At 74.9% G+C, this 23,063-nt stretch carries 20 protein-coding genes and 2 pseudogenes; 13 read left to right on the top strand and 9 right to left on the bottom strand.

What is annotated here, in order from left to right; translation table 11 throughout:
• Positions 1 to 79: 79 nt before the first annotated feature.
• Positions 80 to 2,542 carry a malto-oligosyltrehalose synthase gene (gene treY, locus NFU81_RS30815; protein ID WP_251497218.1) on the top strand — a complete coding sequence of 821 codons (2,463 nt, stop codon included), beginning with the start codon at positions 80 to 82 and terminating at the stop codon, positions 2,540 to 2,542.
• A 19-nt stretch (positions 2,543 to 2,561) separates the two neighbouring features.
• Here the strand turns inward: treY and NFU81_RS30810 are convergent, their stop codons facing one another.
• Together NFU81_RS30810 and NFU81_RS30805 are read right to left on the bottom strand one after the other, a co-directional pair.
• On the bottom strand, positions 2,562 to 3,515 hold the full coding sequence (locus tag NFU81_RS30810; RefSeq protein WP_251497215.1) for a LysR family transcriptional regulator: 954 nt from the start codon (positions 3,513 to 3,515) through the stop codon (positions 2,562 to 2,564).
• Between the two features lie 22 nt (positions 3,516 to 3,537).
• The gene (locus tag NFU81_RS30805) at positions 3,538 to 4,308 is read right to left on the bottom strand and encodes an SDR family oxidoreductase (protein ID WP_251497212.1); all 771 of its coding nucleotides are present in this window, start codon (positions 4,306 to 4,308) and stop codon (positions 3,538 to 3,540) included.
• 151 nt (positions 4,309 to 4,459) lie between these two features.
• Between NFU81_RS30805 and NFU81_RS30800 the strand changes: the two genes are divergently transcribed.
• Complete coding sequence (locus NFU81_RS30800) at positions 4,460 to 5,314, top strand: helix-turn-helix transcriptional regulator (RefSeq protein ID WP_251497209.1); 855 nt, start codon at positions 4,460 to 4,462, stop codon at positions 5,312 to 5,314.
• A gap of 110 nt (positions 5,315 to 5,424) precedes the next feature.
• Positions 5,425 to 6,351 carry a zinc-binding dehydrogenase gene (locus NFU81_RS30795; RefSeq protein ID WP_251497206.1) on the top strand — a complete coding sequence of 309 codons (927 nt, stop codon included), beginning with the start codon at positions 5,425 to 5,427 and terminating at the stop codon, positions 6,349 to 6,351.
• A 58-nt stretch (positions 6,352 to 6,409) separates the two neighbouring features.
• Here NFU81_RS30795 and NFU81_RS30790 read toward each other — a convergent pair whose 3' ends face one another.
• Complete coding sequence (locus NFU81_RS30790; RefSeq protein WP_251497203.1) at positions 6,410 to 7,267, bottom strand: LysR family transcriptional regulator; 858 nt, start codon at positions 7,265 to 7,267, stop codon at positions 6,410 to 6,412.
• An 88-nt stretch (positions 7,268 to 7,355) separates the two neighbouring features.
• Between NFU81_RS30790 and NFU81_RS30785 the strand changes: the two genes are divergently transcribed.
• The 3 genes from NFU81_RS30785 to NFU81_RS30775 all read left to right on the top strand — a co-directional run bounded on the left by NFU81_RS30785 (position 7,356) and on the right by NFU81_RS30775 (position 10,785).
• Positions 7,356 to 8,789: an FAD-dependent oxidoreductase gene (locus NFU81_RS30785; protein WP_251497200.1), complete on the top strand. Its 1,434-nt coding sequence runs from the start codon at positions 7,356 to 7,358 to the stop codon at positions 8,787 to 8,789.
• A 101-nt stretch (positions 8,790 to 8,890) separates the two neighbouring features.
• The gene (gene treZ / locus NFU81_RS30780) at positions 8,891 to 10,636 is read left to right on the top strand and encodes a malto-oligosyltrehalose trehalohydrolase (protein ID WP_251497197.1); all 1,746 of its coding nucleotides are present in this window, start codon (positions 8,891 to 8,893) and stop codon (positions 10,634 to 10,636) included.
• Positions 10,633 to 10,785: a hypothetical protein gene (locus tag NFU81_RS30775; protein ID WP_251497194.1), complete on the top strand. Its 153-nt coding sequence runs from the start codon at positions 10,633 to 10,635 to the stop codon at positions 10,783 to 10,785. Before treZ ends, NFU81_RS30775 begins: the two co-directional genes overlap by 4 nt.
• Positions 10,786 to 10,947: 162 nt before the next feature.
• Here the strand turns inward: NFU81_RS30775 and NFU81_RS30770 are convergent, their stop codons facing one another.
• Positions 10,948 to 11,811, bottom strand: a complete 864-nt coding sequence (locus NFU81_RS30770; protein WP_251497191.1) for a PPK2 family polyphosphate kinase — start codon at positions 11,809 to 11,811, stop codon at positions 10,948 to 10,950.
• 19 nt (positions 11,812 to 11,830) lie between these two features.
• Complete coding sequence (gene zapE, locus NFU81_RS30765; RefSeq protein ID WP_251497188.1) at positions 11,831 to 12,886, bottom strand: cell division protein ZapE; 1,056 nt, start codon at positions 12,884 to 12,886, stop codon at positions 11,831 to 11,833.
• 123 nt (positions 12,887 to 13,009) lie between these two features.
• Here zapE and NFU81_RS30760 point away from each other — a divergent pair, with 123 nt between their 5' ends.
• The 4 genes from NFU81_RS30760 to msrB all read left to right on the top strand — a co-directional run bounded on the left by NFU81_RS30760 (position 13,010) and on the right by msrB (position 16,363).
• Complete coding sequence (locus tag NFU81_RS30760) at positions 13,010 to 13,819, top strand: pyrimidine reductase family protein (protein ID WP_251497186.1); 810 nt, start codon at positions 13,010 to 13,012, stop codon at positions 13,817 to 13,819.
• Positions 13,820 to 13,992: 173 nt separating this feature from the next.
• Entirely contained in the window at positions 13,993 to 14,484 is a 492-nt protein-coding gene (locus tag NFU81_RS30755; RefSeq protein ID WP_251497183.1) for an indole-3-glycerol phosphate synthase, read from the top strand.
• A gap of 69 nt (positions 14,485 to 14,553) precedes the next feature.
• A complete protein-coding gene (murC, locus tag NFU81_RS30750; RefSeq protein WP_251497180.1) occupies positions 14,554 to 15,948 on the top strand; it encodes a UDP-N-acetylmuramate--L-alanine ligase in 1,395 nt (464 codons plus the stop codon).
• Positions 15,949 to 15,958: 10 nt separating this feature from the next.
• Positions 15,959 to 16,363 (top strand): peptide-methionine (R)-S-oxide reductase MsrB, encoded by a 405-nt coding sequence (gene msrB / locus NFU81_RS30745; RefSeq protein WP_251497177.1) that lies wholly within the window; start codon positions 15,959 to 15,961, stop codon positions 16,361 to 16,363.
• A 744-nt stretch (positions 16,364 to 17,107) separates the two neighbouring features.
• On the opposite strand, the pseudogene NFU81_RS30740 reads toward msrB, so the two are convergent.
• Positions 17,108 to 17,920 (bottom strand): annotated as a pseudogene (locus tag NFU81_RS30740) (ABC transporter ATP-binding protein); the annotation flags it as partial.
• A gap of 50 nt (positions 17,921 to 17,970) precedes the next feature.
• Here NFU81_RS30740 and NFU81_RS30735 point away from each other — a divergent pair.
• Positions 17,971 to 18,672, top strand: coding sequence for a peptidyl-tRNA hydrolase (locus tag NFU81_RS30735; protein ID WP_251497174.1), 702 nt, complete (start codon positions 17,971 to 17,973; stop codon positions 18,670 to 18,672).
• Between the two features lie 346 nt (positions 18,673 to 19,018).
• On the opposite strand, the gene NFU81_RS30730 is transcribed toward NFU81_RS30735, so the two are convergent.
• Entirely contained in the window at positions 19,019 to 19,951 is a 933-nt protein-coding gene (locus NFU81_RS30730; RefSeq protein ID WP_251497171.1) for an NADP-dependent oxidoreductase, read from the bottom strand.
• A 114-nt stretch (positions 19,952 to 20,065) separates the two neighbouring features.
• On the opposite strand from NFU81_RS30730, the gene NFU81_RS30725 reads away from it, so the two are divergent.
• The gene (locus NFU81_RS30725) at positions 20,066 to 20,479 is read left to right on the top strand and encodes a winged helix-turn-helix transcriptional regulator (RefSeq protein ID WP_251497168.1); all 414 of its coding nucleotides are present in this window, start codon (positions 20,066 to 20,068) and stop codon (positions 20,477 to 20,479) included.
• Positions 20,480 to 20,486: 7 nt separating this feature from the next.
• Here NFU81_RS30725 and hemQ read toward each other — a convergent pair whose 3' ends face one another.
• Positions 20,487 to 21,248: a hydrogen peroxide-dependent heme synthase gene (gene hemQ, locus NFU81_RS30720; RefSeq protein WP_251497165.1), complete on the bottom strand. Its 762-nt coding sequence runs from the start codon at positions 21,246 to 21,248 to the stop codon at positions 20,487 to 20,489.
• Between the two features lie 4 nt (positions 21,249 to 21,252).
• On the bottom strand, positions 21,253 to 22,740 hold the full coding sequence (gene hemG, locus NFU81_RS30715) for a protoporphyrinogen oxidase (protein ID WP_251497162.1): 1,488 nt from the start codon (positions 22,738 to 22,740) through the stop codon (positions 21,253 to 21,255).
• Between the two features lie 134 nt (positions 22,741 to 22,874).
• Between hemG and NFU81_RS30710 the strand changes: the two are divergent.
• Positions 22,875 to 23,063: pseudogene (locus NFU81_RS30710) on the top strand (hypothetical protein); the annotation flags it as partial.

Below are 23,063 nucleotides of genomic sequence, written 5' to 3'. Positions count from 1 at the left end.
CCCGCGGCTGCGCGTTTCCTCCGCCGCACGGGGCAGGCTCCAGGGGCAGAGCGGGCGGAACCGGGGTAGAGAGGTTGGCATGAGCGAAATGGCTGCGCCGAGCGCCACCTACCGAATACAGGTACAGCCCGGCTTCACGTTCGCCCAGGCGGCGGCCGCGGCACCGTATCTGGCGCGGCTCGGCGTCAGCCATCTGCACCTGTCGCCGGTGCTGGAGGCCGTGCCCGGCTCCAGCCACGGCTACGACGTGGTGGACCACACCAGGGTCAGGGCGGAGCTGGGCGGCGAGCAGGGCCTGCGGGAGCTGTCCCGCACGGCCCGCGACCACGGCCTCGGGCTCGTCCTGGACATCGTGCCGAACCACATGGCCGTCCCGGCCCCCGAGCACCTGAACGGCCCGCTGTGGGCCGTCCTGCGGGACGGCCCCGGCTCCGCGCACGGGGACTGGTTCGACATCGACTGGGCCGCGCTGGGCGGCAAGGTGCTGCTGCCGGTGCTCGGCGAGCCCCTGCCCGACGCCATGGGCGCGCTGTCGGTCGTCCGGGACAAGGCCGCGGGCGGCCGGGTGCTGCAGTACTACGACCACCGCTTCCCGCTGCGCGCGGGCACCGAGGGGCTGCCGCTGCCGGAGCTGCTGGAAGCGCAGTGGTACCGCCTGGCGTACTGGCGTACCGCCCGTACGGACCTGAACTACCGCCGCTTCTTCACCATCGCCGACCTGATCGCGGTCCGGGTCGAGCGGCCCGAGGTCTTCGCGGCCACCCACGCCACCGTGCTGCGGCTGCTGCGCGAGGGGGTGGCCGACGGGCTGCGGATCGATCACCCGGACGGCCTCGCGGACCCCGAGGGCTATCTGCGGCAGCTGGCCGAGGCCGCCGGCGGCCGCTGGACGGTGGTGGAGAAGATCCTGCAGCGCGACGAGCCGATGCCCGCGGGCTGGGAGTGCGCGGGCACCACCGGCTACGACGCGCTGGACCGGATCGACGGGCTGTTCACCGACCCGCAGGGCGCCGCCGACCTCGACGCCTTCCACCGCGACTACACCCGCGCCCCCGACGACCGCGGCGGCCGGTGGGAGCCGACCGTGCGCAGGGCCGCCCACCGGGTGGTCACCCTCGACCTGGCCGCCGAGGTCGCCCGGCTGCGCCGGACGGCCGAACGCGTCAGGGCCGGCCTGCCCGGCGCCCGGCCGTATCCCCCGGACGTGATGGACGACGCGATCCGCGAGGTGCTGGTGCGGGTGCCGGTCTACCGCCCCTACGTCCCGCCGGGCGGTCCCGCGGGCGCGGCGGACGAGGCGATGCTGGAGCGGGCCGCGCTCGGCGCCAGGGAGGCCCTCGGGCAGGGGCCGGGCGGCGCCGTGGACTTCGTACGGGACCTGGCGCTGGCCCGCCCCGCCGCGGGCCGGGGCACGGACCCCGCCGCCGACGCCGACGCCGACGACTTCACGGTGCGCTTCGCGCAGGTCGCCTCGGCGCTGCACGCCAAGTCCGTCGAGGACACCGCCTTCTACCGCTACACCCCGCTGCTGTCGCTGTGCGAGGTCGGCCGCGACCCGGGCCGGCCGGCCACGGCGCCGGCGGACTTCCACGCCTACTGCGCCGCCGTCCAGCGCGACCGGCCCACCACCGGCACGGTCCTGTCCACCCACGACACCAAGCGCAGCGCCGACCTGCGGCTGCGGCTCGCGGTGCTGTCCGAGCTGCCCGAGGTGTGGCGGGAGTGGATGGGGCGGCGCGAGGCGCGCGAGGCCCAGCTCGACTGCCCGCCCGCACCCAACCCGCAGGTGCGGTACACCGCGTACCAGACCGGCGTGGGCCTGGGTTTCTGCCACCCGGACCGGCTGGTGCCCGCGGTGCTCAAGGCCGTACGGGAGGCGGGGCTCCACACCACCTGGACCGAGCAGGACGAGGGGTACGAGAAGGCGGTCGCCGAGTTCGTCGAGCACGGCCCCTGCGGGGTGCAGGTCTACGACATCGGCGAGTTCGCCGGGCGGCTGGAGCCGTACGCCACCGCCAACTCGCTGGCCGCGGCCCTGCTGCACCTGACGATGCCGGGTGTGCCGGACGTCTACCAGGGCACCGAGTTCCCCGTGCACACCCTGGTCGACCCCGACAACCGCGGCCCGATGACCGGCCCGATGGGCGGCACCCAGCGGTTCGGCGTCGGTGGCACCCTGGACGGCCTGCTCGCCGGGCAGGTCCCGCGCGGCGCCGACGAGGCCAAGCTGCTCCTGACCGCGGTGGCGCTGCGGCTGCGCAGGGACCACCCGCAGTGGTACGGCCCCACCGGCGCGTACGACCCGCTGGCCGCCGACGGGCCGGCCGCGGACCACTGCGTGGCCTTCCTGCGCGGCGGCGGCGCGCTGACCGCGGTGACCCGGCTGTCCCGCCGCCTGGAGCAGGCGGGCGGCTGGCGGGACACCGTGCTGCCGCTCCCCCCGGGCCACTGGCGCAACCGGCTCGGCGCCGGTGCGTACCGCGGCCGGGTGCCGCTGGCCGAGCTGTTCGCGGACTCCCCGGTGGCACTCCTCACCCGCTGAGCGTGCCCGCGCCCCGGCCCTACGCCCCCGGCAGCGCGGCCTGGTCGGCCTCGGGGAGCCAGTGCCGGTCCGGGTCGTAGTCGAGCCAGGACTCCGCGGCCGCCGCGGCGGCGAAGGCGGCGAGCAGCCGGGGCAGCACCGCGTGCTGCTCGCCGGTGCGCCAGATCGCGTGCCAGGCGTAGAGCGGGGCCGGTCCCGCGACCGGGATCTCGCTCAGGCCGCTGCCGCCCGGCACCTCGACGTCCCCGCACAGCAGCGAGAACAGCTCGGGGTGGTCGGCGAGGTGGGCGAGGAAGGGGTCCAGGCCCAGGTTGATGCCGCCGAACTCGCCCGGCACGTCGAAGCGCTCGGTGAAGGCCCGCAGGAACTCCACCTTCGCCCGCGGCGCGGGGAACCACAGCCGCGCCGCCCGCAGCTCCTCCGGGCTCAAGGCGGTGGCGCCGGCCAGCGCGGCCGCCGTGCTCATCACGGCCTTGACCGGTTCGAGCCTGACCAGCCGCCGGGTGACACCGGCCGGCCACGGCTCGTCCAGCACGTGGGCGCGGCCGAGCGCGAAGTCGATCTCGCCGTCGCGCAGCCCGGCGAGCGCCGCGGGGAAGCCGGGCCGCAGGCTCAGCTCGATGTCCAGGTCCGGGTCGCGGGCGACGACCTCGCGGACCGTGCGCAGCGGCAGGAACATGTGGCCCCAGACGCTGACCCGCAGCGGCCGCTCCTCGTGCCGCGCGGCGGCCACCGCGGCCTCCCCCGCCCGCACCAGCTCGCGGGCCGGGTCGAGGAACCTGCGGCCCGCGTCGGTGAGTTCGACACCGTGCCCGGTGCGGTCGAAGAGCTTGCGGCCGAGCGCGTCCTCCAGCCGGGCGACCCGCTTGGACAGCGCCTGCTGGGTCAGGTACAGCTCGGCGGCGGCCTGCCCGAAGTGCAGCCGGTCGGCGGTGACCACGAAGGCCCGCACCTGCCCCAGGTCGAGATCCACCGCCGGCCTCCGTCCGTTCGCATCACGCCTGCCCGGTCGGCAGGACGATCACCTGCCGCAGGTTAACGCGTGCCGGACGGCTCGTGACGTACGCGATCAGGTCAGCGATGTCCTCCGACGTCAGCGTCTCGGGGAAGGCCTGGAACATCCCGTCGAGCTGCGCCGACAGCTCCGGGTTGTCGATGTGCCCGCCCAGCTCGGTGTCGGTCAGGCCCGGCTCGATGTTGGTGACCCTGACCCGGCGCGGCCCGAACTCGGCGCGCAGCGACGCCGACAGATGGGTCAGTGCCGCCTTGGTCGCGCTGTAGACCGCGTACCCGGGGAAGACCAGGTGCGCGCCGATCGACGAGACGTTGACCAGGTCGGCGGGCCGGCCCTCGGCCCCCGCGGCGAGCAGGTCGTCGCGGAAGGCGTCGATGATCCGCAGGGCGCCGGTGAGGTTGGTGTCCACCATCCGCGCCCACTCGTCGCTGCGGCCCGCGTCGATCGGGTTGGGCAGCATCACGCCGGCCGCGTTGACCACCAGGTCGGCGGGACCGTACGCGTCCCTGATCCGGGCGGCCGCGGCCCGCACCGAGGCGTCGTCGGTGACGTCCGCGGTGACCGCGAGCGCCTGGCCGCCGTCCGCGGCGATCTTCTCGGCGAGCGTGTCGAGCCGTTCCGCGCGGCGGGCCAGCAGCGCGACCTTCGCACCCTGCGCCGCCAGCAGCCGTGCGGTGGCCTCGCCCATCCCGCTGGCGGCGCCGGTGACGACGGCGGTGCGGCCGCTGAGGTTGCCGTATGCGGTGCTCATGGTGTGACTCCCTGGGGTGACCCGCCGTGCGGGCTCTGCCGTGCTGACTCCTCCACTGTGCGGCGGCCCGCGAAGCCCACCCAGGGCTCCCGTCTACCTGGGTCCGCCAGTACCAGGCTCCGGGTGCCGGAGCTGTCCTAGGCTCGTACCCATGGAGAACACACTGGGGGACTTCCTGCAGTCCAGGCGGGCCAGAATCCAGCCGGAGGACGTCGGCCTGCCGCCTTACGGCAGGCGCCGGGTGCCGGGGCTGCGCCGGGAGGAGGTCGCCCAGCTCGCCGGGGTCAGCGTCGACTACTACATCCGGCTCGAACAGGGCCGCGGCAAGAACGTCTCGGACGCCGTGCTCGACGCCGTGGCCAGGGTGCTGCGGCTCGACCCGACCGAGCACGAGCACCTGCGGGACCTGGCCAGGCCCGGCCGCACCGCCTCCACCGCGCCCTCCACCGGCGTACGCCCGGGGGTGCGGCTGCTGCTCGACGGCATGGCCGACCGCCCGGCCATGGTCATCGACCACCGCATGGAGGCGCTGGCCTGGAACGCCCTCGGCGACGCCGTCCACGACTTCGCGGGCGACACCGCCGGCCGCAACATGCCGCGCCGCGTCTTCCTCGACCCGCAGGCCACGGACATCTACCCGGACTGGCCCGCCGTCGCCGCCGAGACCGTCGCCTACCTCCGCTACCACGCGGGCCGGCACCCCGACGACCGGCGGCTCACCGAGCTGGTCGGCGAACTGTCCATGAAGAGCGAGCCCTTCCGCCGGCTGTGGGCCGACCACCTGGTCAGGGAGAAGACGTACGGCGTCAAGCGCCTCATCCACCCCGTCGTGGGCGAGCTGGACCTCGCCTACGAGACGCTGGCCCTCCCCGGCGACGCCGACCTGACCGTCATCATCTACACCGCCCCGCCCGGCTCCCCCACCGCGGAACGCCTCGCGGTCCTGGCCAGCTGGCACGCGGCGGCGCACCCGGCCCCCGCGGACGCCGTCACCCGCCAGCGGTGACAACCGGCGGTTGTCAATTGCGCAGGAAGGCTGTTGGACACGGGCTTTGACCTGCGGTTTTCCTTGGTTCAGCGCTGCGGAGCACACCGCACCGGATCGAGGAGCCGACGATGAGGGCACTGCTTCCCACGGGAGACCCGGCGACACTGGTCGTGCACGGCGAGGCCGAGGAGCCGCGGCCGGGGCCGGGCCAGGCACTGGTGAAGGTCGAGGCCTTCTCCGTCAACCGCGGTGAGGTCTTCCGGCTGCACGGCGCCCTGCCCGGCGTCGGCCTGCGGCCGGGCAAGGACATCGCGGGGCTGGTCGTGCAGGCCGCCGCCGACGGCAGCGGGCCGCGCGCCGGGCAGCGCGTCGTCGCCCACCCGCCGGGCGGCGGCTGGGCCGAGTACGCCGCCGTCGACACCGACCGGCTCGCCGTGCTGCCCGACACCGTCTCCTCGGTCACCGCGGCGGCCCTGCCGCTCGCCGGCCTCACCGCCCTGCGCCTGCTGCGCACCGCGGGCGGGCCGGCCGGACGCTCCCTGCTCATCACGGGCGCGTCGGGCGGAGTCGGCCACTACGTCACCGAACTCGCCGTCGCCGCGGGTGCGGACGTCACCGCGGTCAGTGCGACGCCCGAACGCGGGCGGCGGCTCGCGGAGTTCGGGGCGACCGTCGTGCACGACGTCGCTGCGGCGGGCGGCCCCTTCCACACCGTGATGGAGTCCGTCGGCGGCCCGGCGACCGCCCGCGCGCTCGCGCTGCTGCGCCCGCACGGTGAGCTGATCTGGTTCGGCCAGGCCTCCCGGCAGCCCGCCACGCTCGACTTCTTCGGCTTCTTCGACGGGCCGTCGTCGGCGACGATCCGGCACTTCCACTACGAGGACTTCCCCGAGTCGTACGGGGCCGACCTCGCGACGCTCGTCCGCCTTGTCGCCGCGGGGCGGCTGCATCCGGAGATCGGGCGGCTCTCCGACTGGTCCTCCACGGCGGAGGTGCTCTCCGATCTCCACGACCGTCGCATTGCAGGCAATGCGGTCCTCACGACCGCACCCTGACCGCGGCGCCCCGCCACCGCGGCGGGAAAGAGGCAACGCCACTGCAGGTGGGCAACCGTCACGGGGGCGTGAGGAGGGTGATGAGTGCGGCGGCGGGGCCGGCGAAGGTGGTGCGGGACCAGGCGAAGAGGGGGCGGCGCCAGGGCGGGGTGAGGGTGGTGGCGGGGGTGCCGGGGGGCACCGCGTAGGAGGGGACCACGGCGATCCCCGCCCCGGCCGCGGCCATGGCCACCGCCGTGGTCGTGTGCTCCGTGCGCACCGCGGTCCTCGGGGCGAACCCGGCCCGCTCGCAGGCCAGGTCGATGAAGGGCCGGCCGTCCACGACCGGCTCCATGGCGCAGCGGATCCAGTCCCGCCCGGCAAGCGCACCCAGCGTGACGGGTCCCGCTCCGATCAGCGGGTCGCCCGTGGGCAGCACGACGACGACCTCCTCGTCGCCGAGCGGCACCCGGGCCGCGGCCCCGTCCCCGCCGTGGCCGACGGCGACGTCGGCGACCCCGCGCTCCATGCTGTCGTCGAGGTCCTCGTCCCGCGCGTATTCGTGCAGCACCAGCTCCACGCCCGGCCGCTCGCGCCGCCAGCGCGCGAAGACCGGCGGCAGCAGCCCGGCCGCCACGGAGTGGACCGCGGCGACGTGCAGCTCGCCGCCGAGCACCCCCGCCGCGGCGCGGGCGGCCCGCTCGGCCTGGGCCGCGCTGCCCACGGCGACCTCGGCGTGCGGCAGGAAGGCCCGGCCCATCGGGGTCAGCCGCACACCCCGTGGCAGGCGTTCGAGCAGCGGGCCGCCGACGTACCGTTCGAGCGCCTTGATCTGGTGGGACAGCGCGGGCTGGGTGACGTGCAGCTGCTCGGCGGCCCGGGTGAAGGACCCCGCGGAGACGACGGTCACGAAGTACTCCATCTGGCGCAGGCTCATCCCGGCCCCCTCCCATAAACGTTCTGCATGACTGGTACACACATTAGGCCTTGGACTCATGGCACCGCCCCGCCGGAGACTGGCGGTCATGACGAGCGGAAACGAGCCGGACACGGCGGATGTCCTCGTGGTCGGCGGCGGTACGGGCGGCTACAGCACCGCCCTGCGCGCCGCGGCACTCGGCCTGGACGTGGTGCTGGTGGAGCGGGACCTGGTCGGCGGTACGTGCCTGCACCGCGGCTGCATCCCCAGCAAGGCGATGCTGCACGCGGCCGAACTGGTCGACGGGATCGCCGAGGCGCGGGAGCGCTGGGGGGTGAAGGCCACCCTCGACGCGGTGGACTGGCCGGCGCTGACCGCGACCCGCGACGACATCGTGGCCCGCAACCACCGCGGCGTGGAGGCCCACCTGGCGCATGCCGGGGTGCGGGTGGTGCGGGCGGCGGCCCGGCTGACGGGGCCGCGTTCCGTGGCGGCGGGCGGCCGGGAGTACACCGCGCGGCGCGGCGTCGTGCTGGCGACCGGGTCGCGGCCGCGGCTGCTGCCGGGGCTGGTCCCCGACGGGCGGCGGGTGGTCACCAGCGACGACGCCCTCTTCGCGCCGGGCCTGCCGGATTCCGTGCTGGTGCTGGGCGGCGGCGCGATCGGCGTGGAGTACGCCTCGCTGCACCGCTCGATGGGTGCCCGGGTGGTCCTGGTCGAGGCCGCGGAGCGGCTGCTGCCGCTGGAGGACGCCGAGGTGTCGCGGCAGTTGGGCAGGGGGTTGCGCAGGCGCGGGATCGAGCTGCTGACCGGCGCGCGGCTGACCGGCGCGGAGCCGTACGGGAGCGGCGACGGCGGCGGGGTGCGGGTCACCGTGCTGACGGACCGCGGGGAGACCCGGGTCCACGAGGTGGCGCGGCTGCTGGTCGCGGTCGGCCGGGAGCCGGTCACCGACGGGCTCGGCCTGGCCGCGGCCGGGCTCGCGACCGACGCCCGCGGTCATGTGGCGCCCGCCGACTGGGCGCGGCTGGAGACCGCGGTGCCCGGCATCCACGTGGTGGGGGACCTGCTGCCTCCGCCGTCGCCCGGGCTCGCGCACGCCTCGTTCGCCGAGGGGCTGCTGGTCGCGGAGGTCCTGGCCGGCGGCGCCCCGCGGCCGATCGACTACCCGGCGGTGCCGCGGGTGACGTATTCGAGCCCGCAGACCGCCTCGGTCGGCCTGACCGAGCAGCAGGCCCGCGACCGGGGGCTCGACGTGGTCGTGAACACGATGCCGCTGACCGCGGTCGCCAAGGGCATGGTGCACGGGCAGGGCGGCAGCGTGAAGGTGGTCGCCACCGGCGGCGGCGGGCCGGTGCTCGGTGTCCACCTGGTGGGACCGCATGTCTCGGAGATGATCGCGGAGAGCCAGCTGATCGTCGGCTGGGAGGCGGAGCCCGCCGACGTGGCCTGGCACATCCACCCGCATCCGACGCTGTCGGAGGCGGTCGGCGAGGTGTTCCTGACGCTGGCGGGCCGCGGGCTGCACCAGTCGGCGTGAGCGGCCGCCGGATTTGCGGCGAGTGAACTTCGTCTGAGCGGCCCGGTCCGCGGGCATGCATTGCCCGGGACCGACTGTCGCGGACCGGACGGGAGACGTGCGTGCTGTTCGAGGTGTGGGCGCCCCTTGCCCAGCAGGTGGAGATCCTGATCGACGAGCGCACCCATCGGCTCGACCCGGACCCGTCCCGCGAGGGCTGGTGGCGCACCGAGCTGTCCGCACCGGCGGGCACCCGCTACGCGTACGTCCTGGACGGCGGTCCGCCGCTGCCCGACCCGCGGTCGCGCCGGCAGCCGGACGGACCCGACGGGCCGAGCGCGGTCGTCGACCACGACGCCTTCGCGTGGTCGGCGCCCTGGCCGGGCCGCGGGCTGCCCGGCGCCGTCCTGTACGAGCTGCACATCGGCACGTTCACGCCCGAGGGCACTTTCGACGCGGCCGCCGAGCGGCTGCCGCACCTGGCCAGGCTGGGCGTCACGCACGTCCAGCTGATGCCGGTCTGCCCCTTCCCCGGCACCAACGGGTGGGGGTACGAGGGGGTGTCGCTGTGGGCGGTGCACGAGCCCTACGGCGGCCCCGAGGCGATGAAGCGCTTTGTCGACGCGGCACACCGCCACGGCCTCGGCGTGGTCCTCGACGTGGTGCACAACCACCTCGGCCCGTCGGGCAACCATCTCCCGCCGTTCGGCCCGTACTTCACCGACCGCCACCACACGCCCTGGGGCGACGCGGTGAACCTGGACGCGCCGGGCTCGGACGAGGTCCGCTCCTTCCTGGCCGGCAGCGCGCTGGCCTGGCTGCGGGACTACCGCCTCGACGGGCTGCGGCTCGACGCGGTCCACGCGCTGGTCGACACCCGCGCGCTGCACTTCCTCGAAGAGCTGTCCCTCGCCGTCGACGGGCTGTCGGCGGCGCTCGGCCGCCCGCTGTTCCTGATCGCCGAGTCCGACCTGAACGACCCGCGCACCACCGCCCCGCGCGAGGCCGGCGGCCTGGGCCTGCACGCCCAGTGGAGCGACGACTTCCACCACGCCCTGCACACCGCGGTCACCGGCGAGGCGCAGGGCTACTACGCCGACTTCGCCGCCGCGGGACCCGCCGCGCTGGCCAAGACCCTCGGGCACGGCTTCTTCCACGACGGCACCCACTCCTCCTTCCGCGGCCGCCACCACGGCCGCCCGCTGGACCCCAGCACCGCGCCCGGCCACCGGCTGGTCGGCTACGCGCAGACCCACGACCAGGTCGGCAACCGGGCCACCGGCGACCGGCTGACCGTGCGGCAGCTCGCCGCCGCCGCGGCCCTCGTGCTGACCTCGCCCTTCACGCCGATGCTGTTCATGGGCGAGGAGTGGGGCGCGACAACGCCCTGGCAGTTCTTCACCGACCACCACGACCGCGAGCTGGGCGCGGCCATCACCCGCGGCCGGCGCCGGGAGTTCGCCGGCCACGGCTGGGCCGAGCAGGACGTGCCCGACCCGCAGGACCCGGCCACCAGGGACCGCTCCTGCCTGGACTGGGCCGAGCCCGACAAGCCCGAGCACCGCGAACTGCTCGACTGGTACCGCGCCCTGATCGCCCTGCGCCGCGCCCAGCCCGCCCTGACCGACCCGCAGCTCGACGCGGTCACCGCGACCGCGGGCGGCCGCACGCTGCGGGTGGCCCGCGGCCCGTTCCGTATCGTGGCCAACTTCTCCGACGCTCCGGCCCGGGTGCCGCTGAACGCCCCCTGCGAGGTCGTGCTGGCCCGCCCCGGCTGCAAGCTGCTGCCGGGTGCCGAGCCCGCCGTCCAGCTCCCCGCCCGCGGGGCGGCCGTCCTGCGCACCACAGGGGCTACGGTGGACGGGTGACGCAGACACCGACCTCCCCCGACACCGAACCGCTCGCCGACTGCGTGCTGTGCGGCGAGCCGACCGAGCACCCGGCGAGCACCCGCGGCGCCACCTACTGCCCGGTCTGCGAGTGGCAGGAGGCCCAGCGCACGGCCTGCTCCGGCTAGGGTCTGTCGTTTGGATCTCCGTGGAGCAAGGAGCGGTGTTCGGTGCGTGCAGCTGCAAGGCGGAGGAGGGAGGCGACGCGGAGCGTCGTCGACCGACGACAACGCGGCAGATGCGCGTGCCGAACACCGCTCCTTGCTCCACGGAGATCCAAACGACAGACCCTAGGTCTTCAGCAGCGCCGCCCGGCTGGCGGCGACGTCGAAGTCGGCCTTGGGGAATTCCGGGCCGATCAGCTCCAGGTGTTCCAGCAGCAGCTTGGCGACCGCCCAGTTGCGGTACCACTTGCGGTCCGCGGGCACCAGGTACCAGGGCGCGCTGTCGGTCGAGCAGCGGTCGAGAGCGGCTTCGTACGCCTGCTGGTAGGCCGGCCACAGCGCGCGCTCGGCGATGTCGCCCTCGTTGAACTTCCAGTGCTTGGCCGGGTTGTCCAGGCGGGCCACCAGGCGCTCGCGCTGCTGCTCGTAGCCGATGTGCAGGAAGACCTTCACGACGGTGACGCCGTCGTCCGCGAGCGACTGCTCGAAGCGGTTGATCACGCCGTAGCGCCGGCCCCAGGTCGCCCGCGGCACCAGGTCGCGCACCCGGGCGATCAGCACGTCCTCGTAGTGCGAGCGGTCGAAGACGCCGATCTCCCCCGGCGTCGGCAGCGCCTTGCGGATACGCCACAGGAAGGGGTGCTGCGACTCCTCGGCGGTCGGCGCCTTGAAGGCGGTCACCCGCACGCCCGTCGGGTTGAGCCCGGCCGCCACGTGCTTGACGGTGCCGCCCTTGCCCGAGGTGTCCATGCCCTGGAGCACCAGCAGCAGGCACCGGGGGTCACCCGCGGTGCTCTGGGCGAACAGCCGCTCCTGCAGTTCGGCCAGCCGTGCGCGCACCTGCGCCATCTCGGCCAGCGCCGCCGCCTTGCCCCCGGGGCCGCCGGGCGTCGCCCGGGTGTCGTAGTCCACCAGGCTCACACCGCCCTGCGGGACCCGCAGCAGCGACCGCAGGCCGCCGTCCGCCTTCTTGCGCCTGTCTTTGGCCATGCACCGATCGTGCGCCCGTTCAGGCGGCCCCGCCAGCTCCGTTCCGCCGCCCGGCGTCCCTGGCCAGCGCGGTCAGCCGGGACACCGCACGGAAGTACTTCTTCCGGTACCCGCCGGCCAGCAGCTCGGGCGCGAAGAGCCGGTCGAACGGCACGCCCGAGGCCATCACCGGAACCTCCCGGTCGTAGAGCCGGTCGGCCAGGACGACCAGGCGCAGCGCCGTCGCCTGGTCGGTCACCTCGGTCACCCCGGTCAGGAAGACCGCCTCGACCCCGTCGCACAGCGCCCCGTACCTGCTCGGGTGCACCGTCGCCAGGTGCGCGGCCAGCGCGTCGAAGTCGTCGAGCGCCGACCCCGGCGTCTGCAGCGCCGCCCGCGTCACCTGCTCGTCCGCGTACGGCTCGGGCGCCTGCGGGAGGCCGCGGTGCCGGTAGTCCTCGCCGTCGATCCGCACGCTGGTGAACCGGGCGGACAGGCCCTGTATCTCCCGCATGAAGTCCGCCGCGGCGAAGCGCCCCTCGCCCAGCTTGCCCGGGAGCGTGTTCGACGTCGCCGCGAGCCGTACGCCGGCGTCCGCGAGCTTGCCCAGCAGCGTCGACACCAGCACGGTGTCGCCCGGGTCGTCCAGCTCGAACTCGTCGATGCACAGCAGCCGGTGGTCTTTGAGGGCGTGTACGGCGGGCTGGAAGCCCAGCGCCCCGACCAGGTTCGTCAGCTCCACGAACGTGCCGAACGCCTTGCGCTCCCTGGGCGCGGGCGTCGCGTGCCACAGCGAGGCCAGCAGGTGCGTCTTGCCGACGCCGTAGCCGCCGTCCAGATACACCCCGCCGGCCGGGGCGGCCGGCTCCCGCCGGAACCACCCGCGCCGGGCCTGCGGCGCCTTCCGCTCCGCGAAGTCCCTGAGCCGCGCCACGGCCGCGGCCTGGCTCGGCTGCGCCGGGTCCGCCTCGTACGTCTCGAACCGCACCCCGTCGAAGCGCGGCGGCGGCACCATCTCCTGGACGAGCCTCCCGACCTCGACGTGTGGGCTGCGCACGCTGAGGGCGACCGGTCTGATCAGGGCGGAGGACGACACGGCTCCCTAGCGTAATGCGTGCCGGCTACGCCTGAGGGCGCGGGGTGTTTCGGGCTGGTTACCCGGAAACCGGCGGCCGCGCATCAGCGGGCGGACCTGCGGCGACCGTGCCAGACTCGTCGCATGCGCCGCCTGTATCCCTCCGCCGGGACGGCGGACCTCTATCCCCCCGCCGGGCCGGCGGACCCCGACACCGACCTCGACGCCGACCTCGACACCCCGGGCGGTCTGGCGGCCGCGTACGCGTACCCGGCGGCCCGCGAGAAGCACCGCCCGTACCTGCGGGCGAACATGGTCGGGTCGCTCGACGGCGCCTCCCACGCCGACGGCAGGTCCGCCCCTCTGTCCTCCCCCGCCGACATGCGCATCTTCGGGACGCTGCGCGCCCTCGCCGACGCGGTCGTCGTCGGCGCCGAGACCGTCCGCCGGGAGGGTTACCGCCCGGCCAAGGCCCGCAAGGACTTCGCCGCGCAGCGCGCCGCCGCCGGCCAGTCGCCTGCCCCGGCGATCGCGGTGGTCAGCCGCCACCTCGACCTGGACTTCGACGCCCCGCTGTTCCGGGAGCCGGTCACCCCGACGGTGGTCCTGACCTGCTCGGCGGCACCCGAGTCCCGCCGCGCCGCCGCCCAGGCGGCCGGCGCCCGGCTGGTCCTCGCGGGCGGCGACGGGGTGGACCCGGCCCGCGCGGTCGCGGAACTGGTCGCGCTGGGCCACACCCGCCTGCTGCACGAGGGCGGCCCCCGCCTCCTCGCCCAGTTCGCGGCGGCCGGGGTCCTGGACGAGCTGTGCCTGACGGTGGCGCCGCTGCTGGTGGGCGGTGCCGCACCGCGCGTCATGAACGGCCTCCCGGTGCCCGAGGGACCGGCCCGTTTCGTACCGCTGTCGGTCCTGGAGGAGGACGGTTACCTGTTCACGCGCTACGTCCGCGGGTAGGCGCATCCCCGTTCGAGCCCCGCACCGTACGGGGGCAAGGATGAGCCGCAAAAAACCGGATTCCCCCGTTCCGCTTGGCTCCGCTCGGGAACACTTACAGCGATGCTCTGTGAAGATCGGGGCAGGATTGTTCCAAGGCGGCCGAGTGGCCCGCGAGAAAGAAGGACGCGTCCGTGTTCACGACCGTACTCATGATCGAGAAGCCGCTCGCCTCGGCGGACGTGGAGCTGATCACGAACCTGCACGGCGAGGAGCAGGTCTCCTTCGTGGTGCTGATGCAGCCCCGTGGCGACCAGGACCGGCTGCTGCGGGCGGTGGACGACGTGGCGCTGGGCCGGCTGGACGACGCGGCCAGGGAGAACGAGGTGCCGGAAGGCGAGAAGGCCTTCCAGCCCGCGGAGCGCGCGCTGGCGCACTCGATCGAGGCGCTGCGCGCGGCCGGCGCCGAGGCGGTCGGCGAGATCGTCCAGAAGCACCCGCTGGACATGCTGCGGACGGTGGTGGAGCGGACGAGCGCCGACGAGGTCATCGTGCTGACGGCGCCGCACTTCGTGGAGGAGTTCTTCCACCGCGACTGGACCTCCCGCGCCCGGCACAAGGTGGGCGTGCCCGTGCTGAAGCTGTTCGCACAGCAGGACGACGGGGAGCAGCCGGCCCAGGGGTGACGGGCGGCGGCCGCGCGCAGTGCGAGAATCGGCTGACCCGTCAACGGCTCACCCTTTGGAGATCCGCGTATGAGCCCGTCCGTTCCGCCCAGCATGGACCGACCGCACTTCATCGGTATCGGCGGCGCCGGGATGTCGGGGATCGCGAAGATCCTCGCGCAGCGCGGGGCGAGCGTGGCGGGCAGCGACTCACGCGACTCCGAGACGGCCGCGGCGCTGCGCGCGCTGGGCGTGACCGTGCACATCGGGCACGACGCTTCGCACCTGGCCCAGGACGCCACCGCCGTGGTGGTCTCCAGCGCGATCCGGCCGGAGAACCCGGAGCTGGCGGCGGCGCGCGAGCGCGGGGTGCCGGTGGTGCACCGCAGCGACGCGCTGGCCGCGCTGATGGAGGGCACCCGGCCGATCGCGGTGGCCGGCACGCACGGCAAGACGACGACCACCTCGATGCTGGCGGTCGCGCTGACCGCGCTGGGCGCGGACCCCTCGTACGCGATCGGCGGCGACCTGGACGCACCCGGGTCCAACGCGCACCACGGCGGCGGCGAGGTCTTCGTCGCGGAGGCGGACGAGAGCGACCGCAGCTTCCACACGTACGCCCCCGAGGTGGCGATCGTGCTGAACGTGGAGCTGGACCACCACGCGAACTACGCCTCGATCGAGGAGATCTACGACTCCTTCGAGACCTTCGTCGGCAAGGTCAGGCCGGGCGGCACCCTGGTGGTCTCGGCCGACCAGCCGGGCGCGGTGGAGCTGACCTCCCGGGTGCGGGACATCGGGGGCCTGCGGATCGTGACGGTGGGCGAGGCGGAGAACGCCGACGTGCGGGTGGTGAAGATCAACCCGCGCGGCCTGACCAGCGAGGTCACCGTGCTGCTCGACGGGCGGATGCTGACCTTCACCGTCTCGGTGCCCGGCAGGCACTACGCCCTCAACGCGGTGGCGGCGCTGGCCGCGGGAATCGCGATCGGGGCGCCGGCCCGCAACCTGGCGTCGGCGCTCGGCAAGTACACCGGCGTGAAGCGCCGCCTGCAGCTCAAGGGCGAGGCGGCCGGCGTGCAGGTGATCGACTCCTACGCTCACCACCCGACGGAGATGGCCGCCGACCTGGAGGCGATCCGCGGCGCCGCGGAGGGCGGCCGGGTGCTGGTGGTCTTCCAGCCGCACCTGTTCAGCCGCACCAGGGAGCTGGGCGTGGAGATGGGCGGCGCCCTGGCGCTCGCCGACGCCTCGGTGGTGCTGGACATCTACCCGGCGCGCGAGGACCCGATCCCCGGCGTGACCAGCGCCCTGATCATCGACGCGGCAAGGACCGCGGGCGCCGACGTGACCGCCGAATCCGACCGGGACGCGGTGCCCGCAGTGGTGGCAGGAATGGCCAAGCCGGGTGATCTCGTTCTCACCATGGGGGCGGGTGACGTGACCGACCTCGGACCGCGGATTCTCGCCCGTCTCGGCAGCTGAGAGGACCTCCATGTCATACGAAGTGAACAAGACCGACGAGCAGTGGCGTGCGGAGCTGTCGCCCGAGGAGTACGCGGTCCTGCGCAAGGCCGGCACCGAGCGTCCCTTCACGGGCGAGTACACCGACGTCAAGACCGAGGGCGTGTACGCGTGCCGCGCGTGCGGCGCCGAGCTGTTCCGTTCCGACACGAAGTTCGACTCGCACTGCGGCTGGCCGTCCTTCTACGACCCGGCGGACAGCGACGCCGTCGAGCTGATCGAGGACCGCACGATGGGCATGGTCCGGGTGGAGGTGCGCTGCGCCCGCTGCGGCTCCCACCTCGGCCACGTCTTCGAGGGCGAGGGCTACGGCACGCCGACCGACCAGCGCTACTGCATCAACTCGATCTCCCTGCAGCTCGCCCCGAAGGAGTAGCTAGTACGTGTGCCGGGCCGCGCGCGTGGACAGGTAGCCCGCCGCGGCCGCGAGCAGCCCCGCCGCCACGGCGGCGGGGACGGGGTAGGTGACGGACCCGGTGCGGGAGGCCGTGACCATGTCGGTCACCGCCGCGTGGGCCGGGGAGCCGGAGACCACCAGGACGCCCCCCGCCGAGAGCGCGGTGACCAGCAGCGACCAGCCGCCGCTGCGCAGCAGCGGCGGGTTGGTGAGCGCCCCGACGGCCGTGCCCAGGAAGACGGACACGGCGGCGGCCAGCAGCCCCGCCACGGCCGCCGGGCCCAGTGGCACCGCAACGTGCCTGTCGTCGGAGTAGGCGCTGCTGATCACCGCGACCACTCCCGTACCGATCACCCCGAGCAGCGCCGACGCGAGCAGCGCGGTCACCAGCGCGCCCGCCTGCGCGCGCCCGGCGCCGACCGCGGAGGCGACGCACGCCCGCGCGGCCGGGGGCTCGTTGCCGGCGCAGACCCGTACCATCCACGCGGCGACCGGCAGCAGCAGCGCGGCCGCGTAGCCGAGCGAGCCCAGCACGGGCTGGCCGCCCGTGACGCCGATCGCCATGACGGCGCCGTAGAGGAGCAGCGGGGGGAGCCAGCGGTGCGAGCGGGCCAGCAGGTCGGCCTGGTAGCGCAGCAGTGCGGCGGTCCTGCGTGACCCGGCGGCGGCCGCGGGGACGTCGGGCAGGCCGGGGGCGTCGCCCGCGGCCCGGGTGTGGGTGCTGACGCCGGTGACATGCCAGGCCGGCTCGGCGTGCAGCAGCTCGCGCAGCACCGCGTCGGACTCCTCCGCGGCGACGACGAGCCGCAGGTCCTTCCCTTCTGTGCCCGCGCCGGGCCGTACCGCCTCGATGACGACGCCCGCGGCGGGCGGCGGCGCGGCCGTCGTGACCACGGCGGTCACCGGGTCCGCCGCTGCGGGGACGGTCACCGTCACGGTGGCCTCGCCGGCCAGCCGGCGCGGGTCGTGGTCGACGAAGACGACCGTGCCGCCGGCCGCCACCCGCGCGCGGACCACCGCGTCGAGGGTGCCCCGCGCGACGGTGTCGAGGCCGGTCCACGCCTCGTCCAGGACGAGCAGCTCCGGGTCGGCGAGCAGGGCCTGTACCACCGCGACCTTCTGGCAGGTGCCCTTGGACAGCTCGTCGAGCGGCGTGCGGGCGTACCCGCCGATGCTGAAGCGGTCCAGCCAGTGCTCGGCCCGCTCCCGCGCGGCGGCGGCCTGCAGGCCGCGGACGGTGCCGAGGTGGACGAGGTAGCGCAGCACGGGGAAGGGCAGCGCCGCGGGGAAGCGCTCGGGCACGTAGGCGGTGGACGCCGCGGGGCGGCCGGTGACCCGGCCGGTGTCGGGCGTGTCCACCCCGGCCAGGATGCGCAGCAGCGTCGACTTGCCGCTGCCGTTCACACCCTCGACGCGGACCAGCGCCCCGGCCGGCACGTCCAGCGTGACGCCGCGCAGCACCCACGGCCCGCGCAGCCCGTAGCGCCGCCCGACGCCGTCGAGCCGCAGCAGTCCCGTGTCGTGCACGGGCCTCATCCTGGCCCACCCGCCCGCGTGGCGCCAAGGGCCGGTGGCAGACTTGGCCTGTGACCAGCCCCTTCCAGCACACTGCCGCCGAGCGGGACGCGGCACCGCAGTTCGTCCTGCCGCTCGTCGTGCGCATCGAGCGGGACGCCCCGCCGGCGCGCACCGACGCGATGGAGACGGCGGCCCGCGCCGTACTGACCCTGCTGTCCGACGAGCGCGCCACCGCCGAGGACGGCGAGTGGACGCAGGCGGTACGCGACTGGCAGGACGCCAGGATCAGGAAGGTCGTACGGCGCGCGCGGGGCGCGGAATGGCGCAGGGCCGAGGCGCTGCCGGGCATCACCGTCACGGGCCGCTCGGCCGAGGTCCGGGTCTACCCGCCGGTGCCGCTCGACGGCTGGCCCAAGGACCTGGCCAGGCTCCAGGTGTCCGGCACCGAGCTGGACGATCCCGAGCCGGTGGCTCCGCCGGAGCCGGGAGTGCCGGTGCTGTGGACCAACCCGGACGTCACGATGTCCGCGGGCAAGGCGATGGCGCAGGCCGGGCACGGAGCGCAGCTCGCCTGGTGGGAACTGGGCGCTTCCGGCCGCGCGGCCTGGCGTTCTGCGGGCTTCCCCCTGGCCGTCCGCACCCCCACGGCCCAGGCGTGGGCCGTACTCGCCTCGGACCCGGCCCTCCCCGTCGTCCGCGATGCCGGTTTCACCGAGATCCCCCCGAACACCCCGACCGTCATCGCCACCCACCCGGCCCTCCACGCCTGAGCCTCTGCTGGCGCCTCCGGGCGAGTGCCCCTTGCGGCGAGTTGCTTGCCTGCCGCACCGCCGTGGGCTGGTCGCGCGGTTCCGCCCCCAGAGCTTCGCCTGGGAGTACCCCCAGCGCCCCCGAAGAACGCTCACCCTCCACGTCAAAGCCCAAGCCCCTGCCAGGGGCAATCACCTGGCGCAGGAGGACGCAGGCCGAAAGGGGCGCGGGGAACTGCGCGACCAGCCGAGACGGCCGGGAAGCCAACCGCCCGCCGCAAGGGGCAGGACCCGAAGGGGCGCGGGGAACTGCGCGTACACCCACCACCGGCGAAAGGCGGACCTGCCCGCCGCAAGGGGTGAGGGGTCAGGGGAGGAGGGCGAGGCGGCCGCGGAGGCCGGCTTCGGCTTGGCGGCGGTGGGCGGCCGCGGCGCCGTCGAGGGCGAAGGTACCGGCGACGCGCAGCGTGAGCCGGCCCGCATCGGCAAGCCCCGCCAACTCGGTGAGCCGCGCCCCGTCCGCGTGGACCCACACGTTCGCGACCCGCGTCCCCCGCCGCGGAACGGGGTCCGCCCCGAGGCCGACGGCCACGAACGCCCCTCCGGTGCGCAGCGCTTCGAGCGCGGGGGTCTTGACGACCGCGGCGTCGAGCACCCCGTCGACGCCGCCCGGCACGACCGCACGGACCGCGTCGGCGACCCGGCTGCCGCGCGGCACGAAGTGCTCCGCACCGAAACCGCGGACCAGTTCCTCGTCGCCGGGTGCCGCGAGGGCGACGACCCGCAGGCCCCGGGCCGCGGCGAGTTCGACCGCGAAGCCGCCGACGCCGCCGGCCGCGCCGGTGACCAGCAGGGTGCCGCCGGGGGCGAGGCCGAGCAGGTCGAGCCCCTGTGCGGCGGTGAGGCCGCACAGCGGCAGCGTGGCCGCTTCGGCGGGGGACGCATGCCGGGGCGCCCGCCCGACCGCCGTCGCGTCGAGTACGACGTACTCCGCGTACGCCCCGGTGGGCAGGTCGAGCCGGTCGACGAGCCCGATCACGGCGTCGCCGACGGCGAGTTCCACCCCCGCCCCGACGGCGTCGACCGTGCCGGCCACGTCCCAGCCGAGCCCGAACTGCGGCTGCGGCTCGGCGAAGCCGATCGTGATCATGGCCCCGGCGCGTACGGCGAGGTCGATCGGGTTGACCGCGGCGGCCTGTACCGCGATCCGCACCTGCCCCGGGCCGGGCTCGGGCAGCGGCTGCTCGACGGTGACCAGCGCCTCGGGACCGCCGAAGTCCCGTACGACGACTGCACGCATGGCTGTTCTCCTGGGTTCGCTGTGGTGTTGCTCCCAACACCTGCGAACCTAGGTCGCGTTACTCTCTTTCGGTAAGAAGGCACCTGGAAGTGCGTAACCCACACGGGAGTCGTCATGCCCACGAGGACCGCGGCCGAGCGCCGCGCGGAAGCCCGGACCGCCTACGACGCGTTCATGGCGGTGTGCCCGTCCCGGCAGCTGCTGGACCGGATCAGCGACAAGTGGGCGACGCTGATCGTCACGGCGCTGGCGGACGGTCCGCTGCGCTACGCCGAGCTGGCCAGGACGATCGCCGGGGTGAGCCAGAAGATGCTCACCCAGACGCTGCGCGCGCTGGAGCGCGACGGGCTGGTGACGCGTACGGTCACCGCGTCCGTGCCGGTCAGGGTGGACTACGAGCTGACCGGCATCGGCCGCGACCTGCTCGTCGTGCTCGCCGCCGTCAAGTCCTGGTCGGAGCGGCACATCGAGCATGTGCTGGACTCCCGCGACGCCTACGACGCGGCGCACGCGGACGCCGACGCGTAGGACGGGGTCAGGCCAGGCCGGCGACCAGTTCGGCGACCGGGCGGCGGCGCCCGGTGTAGAAGGGCACCTCCTCGCGGACGTGCATCCGCGCCTCGGACGCGCGGAGCAGCCGCATGAGGTCGACGATGCGGTACAGCTCGTCGGCCTCGAAGGCCAGGATCCACTCGTAGTCGCCGAGCGAGAAGGACGCGACGGTGTTGGCGCGCACGTCGGGGTAGCCGCGGGCCAGCTTGCCGTGGTCGGCGAGCATCCTGCGGCGGTCCTCGTCGGGCAGCAGGTACCAGTCGTACGAGCGCACGAAGGGGTAGACGCTGACGTAGTCGCGGGGCGTCTCGTCGGCGAGGAACGCCGGGATGTGCGACTTGTTGAACTCGGCCGGGCGGTGCAGCGCCATGTTGGACCACACCGGCTCCAGCGCCCGGCCCAGCCGGGTGCGGCGGAAGAGGTTGTAGGCCTCCTGCAGCGCCTCCGCGGTCTCCGCGTGCCACCAGATCATCAGGTCCGCGTCGGCCCGCAGCCCGGACACGTCGTAGGTGCCGCGGATCGTCACGTCCTTCGCGGCGAGCTGGGCGAACAGCTCGTCGACCTCGTCGGCGTAGCCGGTGCGGTCCTCGGGCAGCGGGGCGCGCAGCCGGAACACCGACCACAGCGTGTAGCGGATGACCTCGTTGAGGTCCTTGGCCTTCTTGCCCGCGTTCGCGGTCCTGGCGTGCTCCGCGGCTTCCGCGGCGGCGGGGTCGGGGGTGTGGGCGGCAGTGGAGTCGGTCATGCCGCTATTCTCCCGCGCCGCCCTGGCCGGCGGGCACCAGGGTGGCCAGTACCTCGGCGGCCGCGCGCTGCCCGCTGCCGACGCAGGCCGGGATGCCGACGCCGTCGTAGAGGGCGCCGCACACCGCGAGCCCGGGGAGCTTGGCGACCTGCTCGCGGATGCGGGCGACGCGGTCCACGTGCCCGACCGGGTACTGCGGCAGCCCCGAGTCCCAGCGGGTGACCCTGGCGGCGACCGGCGCGGCCAGCAGGCCGACCGCGTCCGCGAGGTCCTCGCGGGAGAGCCGGACCAGGTCGGCGTCGTCCCAGGCGAGGTCCGCCTCGTCGCCGTACCGCCCGACCGAGGTGCGCAGCACCATCGTGTCGCCGCCGGCCGCGTCCTGCCAGCCCCACTTGCGGCTGGAGAAGGTCGAGGCCTTGATCGTCCGGCCGTCGACCGGCGGTACCAGGAAGCCGCTGGACTGCGGCAGCCGCAGCAGGTCGGAGCGGCGGTAGGCGAGGGTGACCAGCGCCATGCTCGCGTAGTCCACGCTGTCCAGGTCGGCCGCCGCGGCGGGCGACTCGGCGCCGAGCAGCCGGGCGGCGACGGGCGCGGGGGCGGCGAGGACCACGGCGTCGGCGTCGATGGCGCGGTCGTCGAGGCGGACCTGCCAGCCGTGCGGCCCGGTCCTGCGCAGCTCGCGCACCGGCGCCCCGGTCTCGATGACGACGCCGGCGGCCCTGCAGGCCTCGGCGACGGCGAGCGGCAGCCGGCCGATGCCGCCGCGGATGCCGTTGAAGACCGGCCCGGTGGCGGTCGAGGCGGCGGCCTTGCGCTGGATGCCGCGGGCGGCCTCGATCAGCGAACGCCCGCGGCGGGCTGCGGCGTAGAGCTGGGGGACGGCGGCGCGCAGCGAGATCTCGTACGCGTTCCCCGCGTAGACGCCGCCGAGCAGCGGTTCGACGAGCCGGTCGACGACCTCGTGGCCGAGCCGGGCGGCGACGTAGGCGCCGACGGCCACGTCGCCGTCGATCTCGGTGCGCGGCAGGACGTGGTCGAGCGGGAGCCGGGCGAGGCCGGCGGCCGAGAGCACCCCGGAGGCGGCGAGCGGGCCGAGGTCGCCGGGGACGCCCATCACGTGGCCCTTGGGCATGGGGCGCAGCCGGCCGCGGGTCCACACGGTGGCGCCGAGCACGGCGGGCGCTTCGAGGTCGTCGCCGAGGCCGACCTCGCGGGCCAGGCCGACGGCTTCGGGGCGGCGGGCCAGAATCGATTCGGCACCGAGGTCGACCGGCATCCCGGCGATCTCGTCGGCGTGCAGCTTGCCGCCGAGCCGGGACGAGGCCTCGACCAGCGTCACCCGGGCGCCGGCGCCGGCCAGCCGGTGGGCGGCGGCGAGCCCCGAGATGCCGCCCCCGACGACCACCACGTGTCCCGCGGCGGGTCCCGTCCCGGGGCCTGCCGCCCCGCCGCGCGCGGCCTCCGCGCCCGTGCCGCTGTGCGTCTCGCTCATGCGTCCACTGTCTCAGACTCCGGATCGAGTTCCGACCGTGACTCCTTCGGTACCGCGGAACGGCAACGCGCCGGGAGGGTCGCCCGTCCAACCGATGGCATGACACAACGGCCCTGTCCTTGGGGGGAATTGAGATGAGACCCAGCACGAGACAGAACACACCCGGCGCCCGGCGCCGCCGCGGGGGCGCCGCGGTCGCGGCGCTGCTGCTGGCCGGCGCGCTCGGCGTCGCCGGGTGCAGCGCGTCGTCCGACAGCTCCGCCTCGTCCGACAAGGCGGCGGCGTCGGCCGCGTCCGACGGCGACCGCAGCGCGCCGCAGGCC

Origin of the sequence: Actinacidiphila cocklensis, from assembly GCF_907177275.1 — a bacterium.
GTDB lineage: Bacteria > Actinomycetota > Actinomycetes > Streptomycetales > Streptomycetaceae > Actinacidiphila > Actinacidiphila cocklensis.
Note: the sequence above shows the minus strand (reverse complement) of the source record. Positions and strands in the feature narration are given on the sequence as shown.

What these genes read in the sequence shown, in the direction of transcription:
- treY (WP_251497218.1), top strand. Translation starts at nt 80, where the DNA reads ATGAGCGAAATGGCTGCGCCGAGCGCCACCTACCGAATACAGGTACAG.
- NFU81_RS30805 (WP_251497212.1), bottom strand. Translation starts at nt 4,308, where the DNA reads ATGAGCACCGCATACGGCAACCTCAGCGGCCGCACCGCCGTCGTCACC.
- NFU81_RS30800 (WP_251497209.1), top strand. Translation starts at nt 4,460, where the DNA reads ATGGAGAACACACTGGGGGACTTCCTGCAGTCCAGGCGGGCCAGAATC.
- NFU81_RS30795 (WP_251497206.1), top strand. Translation starts at nt 5,425, where the DNA reads ATGAGGGCACTGCTTCCCACGGGAGACCCGGCGACACTGGTCGTGCAC.
- NFU81_RS30790 (WP_251497203.1), bottom strand. Translation starts at nt 7,267, where the DNA reads ATGAGCCTGCGCCAGATGGAGTACTTCGTGACCGTCGTCTCCGCGGGG.
- NFU81_RS30785 (WP_251497200.1), top strand. Translation starts at nt 7,356, where the DNA reads ATGACGAGCGGAAACGAGCCGGACACGGCGGATGTCCTCGTGGTCGGC.
- NFU81_RS30770 (WP_251497191.1), bottom strand. Translation starts at nt 11,811, where the DNA reads ATGGCCAAAGACAGGCGCAAGAAGGCGGACGGCGGCCTGCGGTCGCTG.
- NFU81_RS30760 (WP_251497186.1), top strand. Translation starts at nt 13,010, where the DNA reads ATGCGCCGCCTGTATCCCTCCGCCGGGACGGCGGACCTCTATCCCCCC.
- murC (WP_251497180.1), top strand. Translation starts at nt 14,554, where the DNA reads ATGAGCCCGTCCGTTCCGCCCAGCATGGACCGACCGCACTTCATCGGT.
- msrB (WP_251497177.1), top strand. Translation starts at nt 15,959, where the DNA reads ATGTCATACGAAGTGAACAAGACCGACGAGCAGTGGCGTGCGGAGCTG.
- NFU81_RS30730 (WP_251497171.1), bottom strand. Translation starts at nt 19,951, where the DNA reads ATGCGTGCAGTCGTCGTACGGGACTTCGGCGGTCCCGAGGCGCTGGTC.
- NFU81_RS30725 (WP_251497168.1), top strand. Translation starts at nt 20,066, where the DNA reads ATGCCCACGAGGACCGCGGCCGAGCGCCGCGCGGAAGCCCGGACCGCC.
- hemQ (WP_251497165.1), bottom strand. Translation starts at nt 21,248, where the DNA reads ATGACCGACTCCACTGCCGCCCACACCCCCGACCCCGCCGCCGCGGAA.
- hemG (WP_251497162.1), bottom strand. Translation starts at nt 22,740, where the DNA reads ATGAGCGAGACGCACAGCGGCACGGGCGCGGAGGCCGCGCGCGGCGGG.